The 15,652-nt window shown below is 38.9% G+C and carries 13 protein-coding genes and 1 tRNA gene; 11 read left to right on the top strand and 3 right to left on the bottom strand.

The window, feature by feature from the left end:
• Nucleotides 1–78 precede the first annotated feature (78 nt).
• The 5 genes from J0H12_01335 (at nt 79) to J0H12_01315 (ending at nt 3,684) form a co-directional block, all read left to right on the top strand.
• Nucleotides 79–738, top strand: coding sequence for a peptidylprolyl isomerase (locus J0H12_01335; GenBank protein ID MBN9412555.1), 660 nt, complete (start codon nt 79–81; stop codon nt 736–738).
• A 425-nt stretch (nt 739–1,163) separates the two neighbouring features.
• The gene (locus tag J0H12_01330) at nt 1,164–2,078 is read left to right on the top strand and encodes a hypothetical protein (GenBank protein MBN9412554.1); all 915 of its coding nucleotides are present in this window, start codon (nt 1,164–1,166) and stop codon (nt 2,076–2,078) included.
• A gap of 80 nt (nt 2,079–2,158) precedes the next feature.
• Nucleotides 2,159–2,235 (top strand) — tRNA-Asp (locus tag J0H12_01325).
• Between the two features lie 73 nt (nt 2,236–2,308).
• Nucleotides 2,309–2,875: an elongation factor P gene (gene efp / locus J0H12_01320; protein MBN9412553.1), complete on the top strand. Its 567-nt coding sequence runs from the start codon at nt 2,309–2,311 to the stop codon at nt 2,873–2,875.
• A gap of 2 nt (nt 2,876–2,877) precedes the next feature.
• Nucleotides 2,878–3,684, top strand: coding sequence for an inositol monophosphatase (locus tag J0H12_01315; GenBank protein MBN9412552.1), 807 nt, complete (start codon nt 2,878–2,880; stop codon nt 3,682–3,684).
• A gap of 1 nt (nt 3,685) precedes the next feature.
• Here the strand turns inward: J0H12_01315 and J0H12_01310 are convergent, their stop codons facing one another.
• Nucleotides 3,686–4,558: a TIGR01459 family HAD-type hydrolase gene (locus J0H12_01310; protein ID MBN9412551.1), complete on the bottom strand. Its 873-nt coding sequence runs from the start codon at nt 4,556–4,558 to the stop codon at nt 3,686–3,688.
• 116 nt (nt 4,559–4,674) lie between these two features.
• On the opposite strand from J0H12_01310, the gene J0H12_01305 reads away from it, so the two are divergent.
• The 4 genes from J0H12_01305 to J0H12_01290 all read left to right on the top strand — a co-directional run bounded on the left by J0H12_01305 (nt 4,675) and on the right by J0H12_01290 (nt 9,581).
• On the top strand, nt 4,675–5,463 hold the full coding sequence (locus J0H12_01305) for an amino acid racemase (GenBank protein MBN9412550.1): 789 nt from the start codon (nt 4,675–4,677) through the stop codon (nt 5,461–5,463).
• A gap of 9 nt (nt 5,464–5,472) precedes the next feature.
• Nucleotides 5,473–5,808, top strand: a complete 336-nt coding sequence (locus J0H12_01300; protein MBN9412549.1) for a ferredoxin family protein — start codon at nt 5,473–5,475, stop codon at nt 5,806–5,808.
• Between the two features lie 92 nt (nt 5,809–5,900).
• The gene (gene tssI, locus J0H12_01295; GenBank protein ID MBN9412548.1) at nt 5,901–8,873 is read left to right on the top strand and encodes a type VI secretion system tip protein VgrG; all 2,973 of its coding nucleotides are present in this window, start codon (nt 5,901–5,903) and stop codon (nt 8,871–8,873) included.
• 15 nt (nt 8,874–8,888) lie between these two features.
• On the top strand, nt 8,889–9,581 hold the full coding sequence (locus tag J0H12_01290; GenBank protein MBN9412547.1) for a toxin-antitoxin system YwqK family antitoxin: 693 nt from the start codon (nt 8,889–8,891) through the stop codon (nt 9,579–9,581).
• 1,558 nt (nt 9,582–11,139) lie between these two features.
• Here J0H12_01290 and rsmA read toward each other — a convergent pair.
• Nucleotides 11,140–11,982, bottom strand: a complete 843-nt coding sequence (rsmA, locus tag J0H12_01285; GenBank protein MBN9412546.1) for a 16S rRNA (adenine(1518)-N(6)/adenine(1519)-N(6))-dimethyltransferase RsmA — start codon at nt 11,980–11,982, stop codon at nt 11,140–11,142.
• Nucleotides 11,983–11,991: 9 nt separating this feature from the next.
• On the bottom strand, nt 11,992–13,287 hold the full coding sequence (locus tag J0H12_01280) for a peptidylprolyl isomerase (GenBank protein MBN9412545.1): 1,296 nt from the start codon (nt 13,285–13,287) through the stop codon (nt 11,992–11,994).
• A 121-nt stretch (nt 13,288–13,408) separates the two neighbouring features.
• Here J0H12_01280 and lptF point away from each other — a divergent pair, with 121 nt between their 5' ends.
• Nucleotides 13,409–14,524: an LPS export ABC transporter permease LptF gene (gene lptF, locus J0H12_01275; protein MBN9412544.1), complete on the top strand. Its 1,116-nt coding sequence runs from the start codon at nt 13,409–13,411 to the stop codon at nt 14,522–14,524.
• A 1-nt stretch (nt 14,525) separates the two neighbouring features.
• Complete coding sequence (locus tag J0H12_01270) at nt 14,526–15,623, top strand: LptF/LptG family permease (GenBank protein ID MBN9412543.1); 1,098 nt, start codon at nt 14,526–14,528, stop codon at nt 15,621–15,623.
• Nucleotides 15,624–15,652: the final 29 nt, after the last annotated feature.

Here is a 15,652-nt window from a genome sequence, read left to right as displayed (position 1 = left end):
TTAGAAAAGGCTCTTCCTCCACAAGTTTTAAGTGGAGCAAAAGATAAGGATAAATTATTTACAACCTTACGCGATCAAATGATTGATATCACGCTTTTGATTGAGGCTGCTAAAAAAGCTGGACTTGAGAAAGATGCGGATGTTCAAAAAGCTATTCAGCAAGCCACAGAGCAAGTTCTTGTTCAAGCTTATCTTTCTAAGGAATTAAAGAGCTTTGTAACGGATTCAGCGGTTAAAGAGCGTTATGACAGATTAGTTGCAAGTTTGCCGAAGGATGAAATGGAAGTTAAAGCCCGTCACGTTCTTGTAAAAGATGAAGCTGCGGCTAAGAAAATCATTGAAGATCTTAAGAAAGGTGCTGATTTCTTAAAAATTGCGCGTGAGCAATCCATTGATAAAGCTAGTGCTCAAGAAGGCGGAGATGTTGGTTATTTCCGTAAAGGAGACATGGTTAAGGAATTTGCAGATGCAGCTTTTGCGTTAGTTCCAGGTAAAATTTCAGAGACACCTGTTAAAACACAATTTGGTTGGCATGTGATCAAAGTGGACGATAAGCGTAAAGTTAAGGCCCCTAAGTTTGAAGAAGTTCAAGAGCAATTGAAAGCCGCTGTTTTAGAAGAAAGCATGCTTAAGCTTGTGACAAGTTTAAGAGATAAAGCAGCAATTGAACGCTTTAACCAAGAAGGTAAGCCTGAAATTGGTGGCGACAAAAAAGTAGAAGAGCCTGCCAAGAAATAAAGTATTTATAGATTTCTTAAAAAGCCTTGAGGTTTACTCAAGGCTTTTTTATGCCCGAAGATTTTTTATGGGTAATTATTTGAATTTAAAAGGATTTTTGGAGAGAAAAAATGTTTCACGTGAAACATTTTTAACGCCAAGCTCCTATAATAAAAAAGCCTAAAATAAGCACAAAAAAAAGAAGTTATTTTTTATTAATCCTTTGTTTATGAATGATATTTTTTTATAATTCTTCTCTCTTGACTCTCTTTCATTTTAAATTATGATCTTGAGTATTAGAGGTGCTCATAAGAGTTAAAAGAAGCTCAGCCGTGATGACCTTTAAATGTCATCTTTTTGTTTGGCGGTGAAGACAAATAAAAGCGGAAACCTTCGTCGGTGACAGCCTTATTTTTTATTAATATTCGGGAAGGGGAGGCTTCACAATGCGTTCAGTTTTTAATCATACTTTATTTTTTATATTTAAAAGACCTCCTTTTAATTTTGTTCTTTTGAATACATTGTTTTTTCTAACATCTCTTCAGGTTGCTTATCTGAGTCAGGATTATGCGAATATTTTACCGAGAATTAAGGAGATTTTTAAGGAGAAAGAGCAAAGTCTATCTATAAATTTGGCTCCAAAAAATTTTAAAGCAACAACATTTTCTCAGCTTGGGCAAATCACAGCGAAAAGCGCTTCTTCCAAAAGCTCTTGGGTGAGTTTAACGCGATTAAAAATGCCTGAACTTAAAGCAATAAATATTTCTTCTTTTAAAGGCTTAAATTTTACACAAAGTCACTTTTTTGATGCGCCGAATAATCCCAAAGATCTTTTAGGCGGAATTCATTTTAATCATTTGATTATAAAAGATAATATGTCTTCACAATCTATCATTTCACCTGAAAACCCGTTCATTTTAGAGAGGTCTAATTTTTTTCAACGTTTAAAGATGATAAATTTAAAAGAAGCATTATCTGAAGAATCACCTGTATCTTTAATGGCAAGTTGGCTTGAGAAAGTGCAAGACTATGACCATAAGGCCCAAAAAGACGTTCTTTTTTCGAAGGCTTTTGAAAGCACGCTTAAAGATTTAAAATTTCTAAAACTATTAAGTTCTGACTATGATCCTGCAACAAAAGATCAAGTGCTTCGGGATTTGTCCGCAGAATTTTTTTGGACGTTAGAGGGGTATGTCGGTTTAGAAAATGAGAGAAAATCTGCGTTTAATGTCGGAAATGGGAAATTCAATCAAGACAGTAATTATGAACTTTATATGCCTGTTGCAGACTTTTTTAAGACGCACAAGGTTCTTTCTTGTTCATGTGATGATATTTGTGATTTTATAGGAAAACATTCATAAGTAATAACAACTTTGGAAAAAGTGAATTTTTACTTGACGATTCCCAGAAACAGAGGTACCTAAAGAGGCACCATATAAATGGGGGTGTAGCTCAGTTGGTTAGAGCGCCTGCCTGTCACGCAGGAGGTCGCGGGTTCGAGTCCCGTCACTCCCGCCATTTTCTCTTCTTGTCTTTTACTAACTAAAAGCATTACAACAAAGGCAAAAGTTATTTTTAGAGGAAACAAACAATGAAAATCAATGGCAACGATATTCGTCCGGGTAACATTATTGAGCATAAGTCTCGTCTTTGGGTTGCAACCAAAATTCAGCATACGCAACCTGGTAAGGGTGGCGCCTATATGCAAGTTGAACTTAAAGACATTCGTAGTGGCACAAAATTGAATGAACGTTTTCGTTCCAGCGAAACAGTTGAACGGGTGCGTCTTGACGAGAAAGAATATCAATATCTCTATGGGGCAGATGAAGAATTAACTTTTATGGATCAAGAAACATTTGATCAGATCACCGTCAACCAATCCCTTGTGGGGGAGCCTGCCGTCTATTTGCAAGAAGGTATGATTGTCACAGTATCGTCCTATGAAGGAGAGATTGTGGGGATTAGCCTTCCAGATACGGCCATCGCCAAAATTGTTGAGGCTGAGCCCGTTGTCAAAGGACAGACAGCTGCATCGTCGTATAAGCCAGCGATTCTCGAAAACGGCGTGCGTGTAATGGTTCCACCTCATGTTGAGTCAGGAACAAGAATTGTTGTCAATACAGCTGATAATACCTATGTTGAGAGAGCAAAAGATTAATTATGCTAACAGCGACTCGTACTAAAATTAGATCTTCTTTAATGACTGTTATGTCTTCGGCTGCGTTGAAAGCGGCACGAGGTCTTATCCACGACTTTAATGAAGTTGAACATCTTCAAGTCTCAAGAAAAGGCCCGGGAAACTTTGTTTCAACAGCGGACCATCGCGCAGAAAAAGCGATTCGTTTTGAACTTCAAAAAGCCCGGCCAGACTTCGGTTTTCTTCTCGAAGAATCAGGGGAGATCCCGGGTTCCGACTCACAGCATCGTTGGATTGTGGATCCGCTTGATGGAACGACCAATTTTCTTCATGGGATTCCGCATTTTGCCACGTCAATAGCTCTTCAGTTTGAAAATGAGATTATCGCGGGCGTTATTTATGATCCTATTAAAGACGAACTATTTTATGCCGAAAAAGGTAAGGGTGCTTATTTAAATGATCGTCGCCTTCGCGTTTCAGGCCGGAAAGAATTAAGCGAAGCTCTTATTACGACAGAAAGACCTTATAAACGTTCAGAGGAAACGGAAAAATTTTCATTAATATGTGAAAATATTCGTCCTCATGTGGCGGCTTTGCGTCAGTTTGGGGCGTCTGTATTGGATTTAGCTTACGTTGCTGCAGGGCGGAGTGAAGGTTTTGTCTCACCTCAGCTTGCGCCTTGGGATTTAGCCGCAGGATTGATCCTTGTGCAGGAAGCCGGAGGATATGCCTCTGACATCAATGGAGGGAAAGATCCCTTAAAAACAGGCTCTATCGTTGCAGCAAATGCGTATCTTTATGAGCCGTTGCTCAAGATGCTTCAAAAATAGATTACCATTGAAATTGGGGGAGAAGATACGTAGGCTTCACCCCTTTTTGCAGGCATGATGTTGTGAGTTTGGGCATTCCCAACTCTGGATCAAACTCATGACCAAATTCTTGTTCGAAAAGTCCTGTCATGACCAAGGCTGTATCGATTCCAAAAGTATTCCCACCTTTAATATCCGTGATAAGAGAGTCTCCAATCGCCAATGTTCGTTTTAAATCTTTCTTTGTAAACATGTCAGTCACAGAGTGATAAACACTCGGGTAAGGTTTTCCATGATAACGAACCTCTCCCCCCATTTTTTCATAGGCCTCCGCAAGAGCGCCTGCACACAAGGTCAATTTTCCTCCATGAACCACGGAAATATCGGGATTCACACACACCATCGGGAGTTTGAGGGGCAGCGCTTGTTGGAGAACGTCTTGATATTCTTGGACTTTAAAGTTTTGAGGGCCGGTATTTAAAATAAAATCTGCGTCTTCAATCGATTCAACAGTTTCAAGATCGAGATCATAGTAAAGACTTTGATGAATAGGCTGACTTAACGCATAAGCCTTGAATCCTAAATGATCATAAGGGGCTTTACGAGGTTGACTTAACGCCCTGTAAGCATCTTCTCCGGAGCTATAAAGAGCTTTATAAAGGGTTTCTGGAATCTGTAATTCATCAAGATTTTTGGCTAAAATTGAAGAACGACGCGGCGAGTTTGACAGAAATATAATTTCTTTTTGAGCCTCAGAAATTTTCTTCAGAGCATTGAGTACATTGGGAAAAAGCTGATATCCGTCATGAATGACACCCCATAAATCAACAATAAAAGAATCATAATGATCTTTAAGATCAGCAAGACCAGAACAAAATGTAATTTGTTGCATCATTTTTTCATCCAACATAAGAGTTTAATCGACAGGTTGCCTTTGCTTCAGTATAACGAAATCAGTTCTTACTGAAAGTGATTTATAAAAGATGCTTGTCGCATAAGGAACACCATATAATGTTACAAAAAGCTGCAATTATTGGAATTATTGGCGGAATGGGGCCTGAGGCAGGCCGAATTTTGCATGGACTCATTATCGAAGAAACGAAAAAGCTGCGTCATGTAAGTCAAGATCAGGATCATTGCGATGTTTTGCATTTCGGGTTTCCTTCCATGATCCCAGATCGAGCGACCTATATCTTTGATCAAACTCAGCCGAATCCTGTGGACGTCTTGATTGAGATTGTTAGAAGTGCTGTTTTCGTCGGGAAGAAATTTAATCGTCCTATTCTAAGTGTGGTTCCTTGCAATACTTTTCATGCGCCGGTTTTATTAAATGACCTTATGGAGCGTATCAAGCAGGAAAAATTGGATGAATGGTTTGTGCTTTGTGATTTTGTAAAAGAAACAGTCGAGGGGATTGCCGAAAATTTCCCCACCCTTAAAAAAATAGGATTATTGTCGACAACAGGAACGCGCAACTCTTTGATTTATAAGAATGTCTTGGACGAAAAAGGGGTGGAATTAATTCAGGTCACAGCGGAAGAACAACTGAAAGTAGATGAAGCTATTTACAATCCTGTTGATGGCTTGAAAGCTCTTTCCAAAGCCTCAGGTCGCATAAAAGATCTTCTTCGACGTTATGTCCAAACCCTGAAAGCCCAAGGTGCTGAAAAAGTTATTCTCGGGTGCACAGAATTTCCCTTAGCCTTTGAAGAACTTGAAAAAGAAGAAAGAGAAGATCTTATTGATCCTATGCGTTTAGTCGCGCAGCGGCTTATTCATAGAGCCTATAAGTCGAATTAAGAGGGCAAGATGACTTACGTTGTGAATGATGCTTGTGTAAAATGTAAGTATATGGATTGTGTTGAGGTGTGTCCGGTCAACTGTTTCTATGAAGGCGAAAACATGTTGGTGATCAATCCCGAAGAGTGTATTGATTGCGGCGTATGTGTGCCTGAATGTCCTATTGACGCGATTCAAGCAGATACGGTGGAGGGCTCGGAATTTTGGGTGGAGGTTAATCAAAAATATGCGCTTGAGTGGCCTCGTATCACGCTTAAAGGAGAGCCGCCCGTTGATGCTGATGAATGGAAAGACGTTCCAGATAAATTTCCCACCCATTTTAATCCAAAGCCTGGAGGGGTCTAAATTCAGTCTTCTTGATCGCAAACCTTGAAGTCGCCTTAAAAGTCCTTTAAACTTCGTTTACTTAAGGGGCTTCATCTGTTAGGGCGGGAAAAATGGTTTCAACAACTCTTTTACATCAAAAACCTATTTCATTAAAAATTGATATTGATTATCAAGAGACAGAAGAAACAGGCTTTTCAGAAAATCCCCCCCGTCATCGTCGAACAGATGCATCTTCAAAAGACAGGTCTCGTCATCTAATTTTGCAACAATTTCAAGGTGTTGAAATACTTTCAGAACCTTTTGAATATACGACTCTTATGATTTCGGATGACCCCGCGATTAATTTTGCGGATATGGTGGGGAAGACCGTAACAATTTCGATTGTTTGCCATGAAGAACGTACTCGTTCTCCTCAAGAAAAGCTTGAACAACCAAGGGCACAATATCGTCAAGATGATACCTCTCAAGACGGAAATCGCTATCTTAAAGAGCCTGGCCGTAACGCGGAAGAAGAGTCTTTAGAAAATGAGGATTCTTCTTTCCACGAAGAAAAAAACCCTAAAATTCGGTATTTTAATGGTGTTATTGGCGAATTTACGCAGCTTCACACGGCCCATAAAGGGGACGATAATGTCACTTATTATGAGGCCAAAATCTATCCCCAATTCTGGATGTTAAAATTCACGCAAGATTGTCGTATTTTTCAACACCAATCAGCCATTGATATTATCAAACAAGTGCTGCGAGAAAATGGGGTGCTTAAAATTGAAGATAAAACAAAAAATTGTGGGCGTGTTCCGCGGGAATATTGCGTTCAATATAATGAAAGTTCTTTTGATTTTATAAGTCGTCTTTTGGAAGAAGAAGGAATTTTCTATTATTTTAAGCACACTCATGGCGATCATACGTTAGTGTTGGGAGAAGCGCCAATAAATCATGAAGACTGTCCTGGGGCTAAAATAGCGGAATTTGAGAAAGCGGTGGCTGGCGTTGATTATTTTAATAAACTTGTCACCTGCAAAGTCCTTGAACGTGTGGTTCCCAAGTCCCATTCTCTTGTAGATTACAATTTTACGACGGCGTCGACAAAGATTTCAAGTTTATCCAATGGAACGGGATTGGGCGGTAAAGTTTACGCTTATCCGGGACTTTTCGATCATGAAGATCTTCCGAAGCAAGCAAAATTAGAAACAGTGTCGACTTTGCGGATTCAGGCGGATGAATTACCGAGTAAATCAGTTGATGCGACGTCAACAATTCCTTTTTTTGCCCCAGGTTATAAGTTTCAAATGCGTGGTCATACGCGAAAAGATGTTAATAAACTTTATGTTCTTCATACCGTGATTCATGAAGCGAATATAACAGGTGGTCTTGGGCTTCATGATAATCATTATCGCAATCAATTTACGGCGTTCCCTTTTAGTATTCCTTATAAAACGTCGTTAAAAACGCCAAAACCCAGAATTTATTCAACTCAAACAGCGCGTGTGACCGGGCCTAAAAATGAAGAAATTTGGACGGATCAATATGGGCGTATTAAAGTGCGATTTCATTGGGATATTCAGTCAAAAGGAACCGAAGTCGGTAAGGGAAATCAGCTCGACAATGAGTCTCAAGAAGATCAAGATCAAGTAACTTCTTCCTCGAGTCAAGAAGAGAGCAGTGCGAAAGATGAGCAAGATAGTTCTTGTTGGGTTCGAGTGGCTGAAGGATGGGCTGGAAATAATTGGGGAATCCTTTTCACGCCTCGAGTGGGAATGGAAGTTGTTGTGACATTCCTTGAGGGGAATCCCGATCGCCCTTTAGTCATTGGAACGGTCTATAATTCAGATAATATGCCTCCTTATCTTCCGGAACAACCAACGAAAAGTACTATTAAAAGTCGATCCACGAAAAAAGGCCCAGAGGGCTTTAACGAGCTCAGGTTCGAAGATTTAAAAGAATCTGAAGAGGTCTTTTTTCATTCTCAAAAAGATTTAACGATACGAGTAAATGAAACGGTCAATGATTGGATTAAAAGAGGCAGTTATTGGTGGTGGATTGATCGCGGGAATCGAGAAGTTGTTTTGGCAGGTGAGGATGACTCCGTTGCGAAAACAACACCGAAAGGACAAGGACTTCCGGCTGGAAAAGGAGATGATAATCTGACACTTCTGAAAGGAAGCCGTACGATGCAGCTCAAAAGCGAAAAAGACGCGAACTATAATGTGCTTATCAATCATGGGGATCGCTTCCTTGAAATTGAGGAAGGCAGTAATCTCGAACTCTTGAATAAAGGGGATTATTTTATTCAACAAAAAGAGGGAAATGCGGATCATTTTATTGAAAAAGGAGATGCAACCCTAACTCTTGAAAAAGGAAATCTTCATACTCACTTAAGTGAAGGCAACATCACTACACATCTTACAAAAGGCGATCACTCTCTCGTCTTAAAAGAAGGAAATGATTACAAAGAATTAACAAAGGGAGATGCGACTTTCCTGGTCAAAGAAGGACTTTTCTTTGAAAAAATAAAGAACAATTACACGACAATTGTTGAAGAAGGGAATCAGGAAATTGTGGTGCAGCAAGGAACGCAAACAGTTAAAGTTCAAGGAGATCAAACTGTAAATTTACAAGCAAACCAAGCCATTACAGTTGCGGGAAATGTGGAAGAGTCCATTACAGGCAACTATACTCTGAAAATTGATGGTAATTTTGAAATTATTGTGGGAGGGACGATCACCCTGCAAAGTTCTGGGGCTCTTATGATTCAGAGTGAGGCCGCGGCAACTCTTGAGTCTGGCGCTCAAATGACAGTAAATTCTGGGGCTGCTCTGACGATTGCCGCAGAAGGAGAAACGACAATGTCTGCCGCGAGTCTTTCTCTGACAAGTGAAGGGGCAACCACGTTAGAATCGACAGGTGAAACAACGGTGAATGCTTCTGAAGTGAATGTGGCAGCAGAAACAGAACTTGTTCTAGAAGGGACGGCAGGAGTTACTATGTCAGGAGCAACTGTCACCATTGCGGGTGAAGCCACAGCCACCTTAGGAGGCGAAGCGAGCACTCAAATAACTGGGGCAGTCATTACATTGGCTTAAAAATAGAGAAAGAAAATGAGCAATATCCACCCTCAACAAGAGATGCGTCTAGGAAAACCAAAAACCGCTATGATTCTTGAAGGAATTCAAGAGATTAAAACAGCAAAAGGAAAGCTTTTAAGGCGGATTCCTTTCAAAGGTGGGCAACGGAACGGCGTTGCTGAATACTATGATCATAAGGGCAATGTATCAAAACGGGCGACTTTTGTGAATGGGCTTCGAGAAGGACCGACTCTTGTTTATGATAAAGAGGGAAAACCCCATCGCAAATATCATTTTAAAGAAGGCGTGTTGGATGGATTGGCAGAAAATTATGAAAAGGGCGTGATTTCAGCAGAGCTTCCCTATCACAAAGGAAAAATCCAGGGACTCGCAAAATTTTACACAAAAGGCGGTGCTCTTCAGCATGAAGTTCCTTATGTGGACGGAAAAATGCATGGCGATATGATCACCTATAACCCTTTAGGATACATTATAGCAACAATTCCTTATGAAAAAGGGATTAAGCATGGAATTATGAAAGCGTATTATCCGTCAGGAAAAATTTTACAAACCGAAGCGTATGAGCAAGGTTTTCTTCAAGGAAATTCAACCAAGTATTTTGAAAATGGAAATGTAGCCTCTTATATGGTGTATGAGAAAGGCAAACGTGTTGAAGGGCCTTATATTTATTCTCCTAAAGATGGATCTTTGGTTAAATCAAGTTAGAGAATTTATGGGATGAATGTCTTTTGTGATCAAGGAGAGTTGGATGTTCATGACGATATTATATATCGCAAGTTCTTAGGTTTTTGCGTTAAAGAATTTTATCATCAATTTTTCACTATAAAAAAGAAGATAACCAACTGATTCAAAGATAATTTTTAAGAAATAGAAGTATGAAGTTAGAGGGGGTGATTCGATGACCTTTTAGCTCTCCCTGCATTCTTTTTATTATTATCGTTGCCTGAAGTCCCCCCCTAATTCGTCTTCGGATCTTCAGTGAGGCTAAGGCATCCCCCAAATGCCTATCTAAATCCTATCATAGCAGATAATTTTACGACTTCAAGATAAAAGTATTTGATTTTATTTGTTTTTATCTATTTTATTGCGATAAAAGTTTTATATCTCAATTTTTAAATTGATTAATAAAACGTTAATCAAAGGTTAAAATTCTATTAAAATTTTACCTAGTTTTTGTTTTTAACAATCTTTTAATCAACACTTTTTCCTATTTGCATTTTTGAGCTCTTTCATAAAGGTAGAGAGGATTTTTCTAACATACGCGGCCAGCCAATTATCTCTAAAACTTTCAGATCTAAACAATCTAAAAAAGGCCTTTTCATCTCTTCATCTTTTTCTCGCCATGTTTATCCCACACGCTGAAGGTTTTTCCTCGCCAGGTAGTCTGAGATCCTCTCTTTGTTGTTGACTTCTCCAACCATGGTTGGTCCCATCGATTGATTTTACGTTAGTTATTTGGTCATATGTCTTCATCATTACTCCCTGTTTATGTTGTTTATGGTTTGTTCCTCTCTCCGAAGAGAGTTGTGCGTCTCTCTTCGAAAAGAAGATGGGTTTCGGAGAGGTAAAACTGGATGAATGTTCCTTTCTGCATCACATCCTGTTTTTTCTCTTGGGTCCTAGACCCTTTTATCCTTCCTCAGAGAGAGTGCATGCATTCACTCCCTCTTTCGCAAAGACTTCTTTGGTGTTTCTTGTGGGCCTTTTCATCTCCAATCAGGCTTATTCTCAATTATATCCTGAGAATTTACAGATCTCACCTCTCACCATGAGATCTATTCCATTCCTCATTTTCACCCTGCCTATCACGCACGCTGATGGGTTTCCCTTCTCTTTCATCAGGCAAAGAGAGGGTATTCGCTAAAAAGAGCGTTGAGGCTTTATTTCTTCTCCTAAGTAAGGATTTTAATCCCTATTTTAGTCTTTTTCTTGAGGATTCATGTCAGAGAGAGTGAAAGGATTATAAGGTTTTGCAAGGCCTGTATAAGATGCGATTTTCTCTTTATTCATCCTACTATCAGACTACCACAAAACGCTACAAATTTCAAGAAAATTCGTTTCATTTATCAAATGAATAAATTATACAAATCAAATAGTTATAAAATAATTTTCCCTTTAAAAAGTCATCATTATTAACAATTTGACATTTTTATGATTAAAGGTAATTTTTGAATGTTGGCTTGTAATTTCCAAACGTATTCTTACCTATATTTTAAATAAACTACTTATTAAAGATTGAGACATGATGAAAAAATTAGAATCACTAAGCAGTTTTTAAGTCTTGAAAAGTTTTGGCGAGCCTTAAAAAGTCTTGAAGGCTTAATTCTTCGGCTCGTTGTGTACTTTCGATGCCGGCTTTTTCCAAAAGCTCACTCACATTCACATTTAAGCCTTTCAGGCTTGAGCGCAGCATTTTTCGGCGTTGCCCAAAGGCAAATTTGGTGACGGTCTCTAAATGCTGATAAAGCTTGGGCTCAACAACGGGAGTGTGAGGGATCAAGTGGACCACACTCGAGGTCACTTTAGGAGACGGAATAAAAGCAGACGGGGGAAGATCAAACACACGCCTGCAGACAGCTTGGGCCTGGCACATGACAGAAAGGCGACCATAACTTTTGGAGCCGGGGTGGGCCGTAATCCTCTCAGCCACTTCTTTTTGGAACATTAAGGTCATGCTTTTAAAGGCACCCGCTTGCTTGAGCCACCTGATAAGGAGCGGCGTTGCAACATTATAAGGTAAATTTGCAATAATTTTTCGGGGCGCTGTCGTCATTTCTACTAAGTTTATAGCTAAGGCATCTCCTTGAATAATCGTCAATCGCTGATCTTCGAGGTGTTTCAGTTCTTCAAGGATGCTAATAGCGCGCGGATCAATTTCGATGGCCAAGACTTTGTGAGCGGGTGTTTTCAGAAGAGCTCGGGTTAATCCGCCAGGCCCAGGTCCAATCTCGATGGCGGTATCTTCTGCAGTAAGTGCCGCGATGTGGGAAATTTTATGGGTTAAATTGAGGTCAAACAAAAAATTTTGCCCAAAGGTTTTTTTTGCCTGAAGCCCATGTTTTTCAAGGGTTTCTCGGAGAGGCGGAAGGCAATCTATAGGATGCATCGAGAAGCTTTAATCACGAATTTCGACGTGAGCTCTCCTTTTTAATTCTCGAAGCTCCCCTTTTGAAAGGTTATTTAATTTTTCTTCGATTAGGATGTTACGCACTTGTTCTTTTGCAAGGTTCTCGGGATTAATGTCTTGTTTTTCACACACTGTGAACATAATCACTCCTGCATCAGAGAGTAAAGGAGTCGAAGATTGCCCCGGATTTAAGGAGCCTATCAATTGACGAATTTGAGGAATCAAGGTAGCAAAAGATAAATTTTTGGCTTCTCGTATTTCGATATTCTTATCTGATTTCACAAGGGTTGATAAGACAGCGCAATTTTTGGCGCTATTTGCAAGCGTTCGTGCTTTAAGCATCACGGGGTTCACAGTCTCTTCCGTAAAGGGCTGACTTAAAGGGAATAGCGTTTGAATAAAAGTAATGAGCGTATCCTTACCAAGGCTTTCACCGGCGGCTCTTTTATCGCGAAGCAATAAGATATGGTAGCCATGCTGTGTCTTGATAGGGTCTGTGGTACTACCGACATTCAATCCTTCGATCACTTGTTTTAAGACAGGATCGAGTTGATCTGCCGCAACCCAGTCAATATCTCCTGATTGAGCGGCGCTGGCTGCTTGAGAAAATTGTTGAGAAATCGCAGAGAAATTGGCCCCTGATCGAATTTTGTTTACAAATTCCCACGCTCGTCTTTCAACGTCGGCTTCTTGAGAAGACGCGTCAACTTCCAAAAAGATTTCAGCTAGTAAAAATTGAGGCTGATCCTTTTTCTGCGCAAATTTTTCGCTCGCTCTTTCCAATTCTCTTTCACTGATTTGAACAGAATTATAATAGCGCGCTTGGATATATTCCCGCCATACAATGTCTGCTTCCATTTGTGTTTTTAAAATTTTTAGAGGAATATGATTGGATTGAAGAAGCTTTTTTAAGGTGCCTTCTTCCATTTGATTTCGATGCTCAATATCTTTGATAGCGTGCTCAATATCATTTTCGGAAGCATGGATATCAAATTGCTTTGCTCGATTGATTTTTAAAAGCTCATCCACCATCACGCGAATGACTTGGGATTCAAGCTGCTTTCTATGGGCGGGAGTGTTTTCAAGGCCTGAAGATAAAATGGCAAGCTTTAAACGATTTTCAAGATCAGCTTGAGAGATAATTTTATCTTCCACTACCGCGACAATCCGGCCAATTTCTCCACTCGCAAAAATTGGGATATTAATTAAGCAACTAATGATGAAGGAAAATTTCAATAATTTTTGCATCTTTTGACCTTTTAATTTTAGTTTAACAGAAGTCATCAAGAAAGTTTCACTTGAGTCCTTTTAGTAATCCATTTAAATAGCAGCTAAGAGTCTCATTCAGCTCTATGCCATACCTCTGTATGAGATTCAAGTTTAACCTTAGTTTTAGAGTCATTGTGTGAACAAAATTATAGATCTTTATCTGTTTAGACAATTAAGTTTTTCTTCTATCGGAATAACGCTTGCTCTAACTGCGGCTATTTGGTTGACACAAAGCCTACGTTTTTTGGATTTCATCGTTAATCGTGGCATCAGTACAGGGACGTTCATTAAATTTGTTTTATTGTTACTTCCTGATCTTATCAGTATCATTCTGCCTATCGGGACTTTAATTGGGGTATTATTTGTTTTTAATCGCCTTTACATCGATAGCGAATGGGTTGTTTTAAAAGCTTTGGGTTTCAGCCATTTAAAAATTGCAATCCCTGCCATATCTTTTGCAATGGTGGTGATTTCTTTTTTATACAGTGTAAATTTATATTTCCTGCCTCTTTCATTTCAAAAATTTAAAGATCTTGAGCATAGTATTCGCAATAATACGGCGGCGACCATCATTCAACCTGGGGAATTTAATACCTTTAAAGGGATCACATTTTATGCAAAGCATCGTCAATCAAATGGTGTTTTAAAAGGGATTTTGATCTATGATGCTCGCAACACACAAAAAGAAATCACGATCGTTGCTGAACAAGGAATGCTTGTTGAAAATCCTGAAGGAATGCATTTTATTTTATTAAATGGAAATCGTCAAGAATATGATGCTGCGACAGGTCAACCTAATCTACTTTCGTTCAATCAATATGCACTTGATATCGCAAACCCGACGTCAGAATCTAAAGATCGTGAACGTAAGCCCCATGAAAAATTTCTAAATGAACTTTTAAATCCCCCTGGAACTGAAACAGGCTCTTTAGGGGCGGATAAGTTAAAAGCAGAAGCTCATAAACGTTTATTAATGCCTTTTACAGTGTTAGGATTTGTCCTTATTTCTTTAGGACTTTTTCAAAAAGGGGAATATAATAGACGAGGCCGTGTAAAGAGAATTACAATGGCCGTTATATTGTGTACAATTTTTGAAGCCGCCATGTTGGGACTTGTCCATCTTTCAGAAAAATTACCTTCTCTTAATATTGTCGCTTATATTTTTTGTGCGATTGTCTGTGTGTCTGCCTTTTTGTTTTTAATTGAAAAACCACTAGGACGTCGTCTTATAGTTGAGGAAAGAGAAAATTAAGATGTCATTATTCTCTCTTATTTTGTGTAAATATTTGGCGCGTAATTTCCTGAAGTGGTTTTTTATTGTTGTTTTCGCGGTTATAGCAATTATTATTTTAGTAGATCTTTCAGAGCTCTTAAGAAAATCGGCCTCTAAACCAGATGTAAATTTTAAAATTTTATTCCAAATCCTTATTTTTAAATTTCCCTCCCTTATTCAACGCGTTTTACCTTTTATAACTTTCTTTTCTGCGATTTTGACATTTTGGATGTTTAACCGGACTCATGAATTAACAGTGATTCGGGCTGTAGGTGTTTCTATATGGCAAATATTGAGTCCTCTTATTATCGTGACGTTCCTTATCGGGGGAATAGACTTGCTACTAATTAATCCGATTTCTTCCAAAATGATGGTCCGTTATGAGCAGCTTGATGACTATTATTTGCATGATAAGAAAGAAAGCTTAACGGTTTCTGAAACAGGATTATGGATCTCAGAAGCAAGAAAAGATCAGCAACTTATTTTTCACATGAAAAATGTTAATTTAGAAAAACAATTATTTAAGGGAATTGTGATTACTGTTTATGATCAAAAAAATCATTTTATAGAAAGTATTAGTGCAACTTCAGCTTTATTAAAGAAGGGGCAATTGTACCTTACAAATGTTTGGAAAGTCGCTCCAGAACGGTTACCTGAAAAATATGCAACTTTAAAATTCCCCACAACTATTTCTCTAGATATTATTAAAAATACAGGCATTTCTCCTGTCAGTGTTTCTTTTTGGGAATTACCCATGACGGCCCGTCTTTTGGAGGCCTCAGGTATCTCAGGACTTAAATATATTCTTCATTGGCATGCCTTATTGTCAAGGTGGGGATGGTTGAGTGCTATGGTTATCTTAGCCGCCTCTTGCTCTTTAAGACCTCTACGACAGCAAGGAATGGTTTATTTAATGACGATTGGAGCCTTTGTTGCATTTTTGCTGTATTTCCTTCGAGATATTACATATGCTCTGGGAGCTTCTGGAAAATTACCAATCGTTCTATCAGCTTGGCTTCCTTTTGGTATCAGTATAGTGACCGGTATTACGCTTTTACTTTATTCTGAGGATGGATAAATTGCGACATATTCTTGTATTTTTGATCT

It is taken from the genome of Candidatus Paracaedimonas acanthamoebae, assembly GCA_017307065.1.
Classification (GTDB): domain Bacteria; phylum Pseudomonadota; class Alphaproteobacteria; order Caedimonadales; family Caedimonadaceae; genus Paracaedimonas; species Paracaedimonas acanthamoebae_A.
Note: the sequence above shows the minus strand (reverse complement) of the source record. Positions and strands in the feature narration are given on the sequence as shown.

Bases quoted from the DNA above. Each gene is read 5' to 3' on its own strand.
- J0H12_01335 (MBN9412555.1), top strand. From the start codon at position 79: ATGATTGATATCACGCTTTTGATTGAGGCTGCTAAAAAAGCTGGACTT.
- J0H12_01330 (MBN9412554.1), top strand. From the start codon at position 1,164: ATGCGTTCAGTTTTTAATCATACTTTATTTTTTATATTTAAAAGACCT.
- efp (MBN9412553.1), top strand. From the start codon at position 2,309: ATGAAAATCAATGGCAACGATATTCGTCCGGGTAACATTATTGAGCAT.
- J0H12_01315 (MBN9412552.1), top strand. From the start codon at position 2,878: ATGCTAACAGCGACTCGTACTAAAATTAGATCTTCTTTAATGACTGTT.
- J0H12_01310 (MBN9412551.1), bottom strand. From the start codon at position 4,558: ATGATGCAACAAATTACATTTTGTTCTGGTCTTGCTGATCTTAAAGAT.
- J0H12_01305 (MBN9412550.1), top strand. From the start codon at position 4,675: ATGTTACAAAAAGCTGCAATTATTGGAATTATTGGCGGAATGGGGCCT.
- J0H12_01300 (MBN9412549.1), top strand. From the start codon at position 5,473: ATGACTTACGTTGTGAATGATGCTTGTGTAAAATGTAAGTATATGGAT.
- tssI (MBN9412548.1), top strand. From the start codon at position 5,901: ATGGTTTCAACAACTCTTTTACATCAAAAACCTATTTCATTAAAAATT.
- J0H12_01290 (MBN9412547.1), top strand. From the start codon at position 8,889: ATGAGCAATATCCACCCTCAACAAGAGATGCGTCTAGGAAAACCAAAA.
- rsmA (MBN9412546.1), bottom strand. From the start codon at position 11,982: ATGCATCCTATAGATTGCCTTCCGCCTCTCCGAGAAACCCTTGAAAAA.
- J0H12_01280 (MBN9412545.1), bottom strand. From the start codon at position 13,287: ATGACTTCTGTTAAACTAAAATTAAAAGGTCAAAAGATGCAAAAATTA.
- J0H12_01270 (MBN9412543.1), top strand. From the start codon at position 14,526: ATGTCATTATTCTCTCTTATTTTGTGTAAATATTTGGCGCGTAATTTC.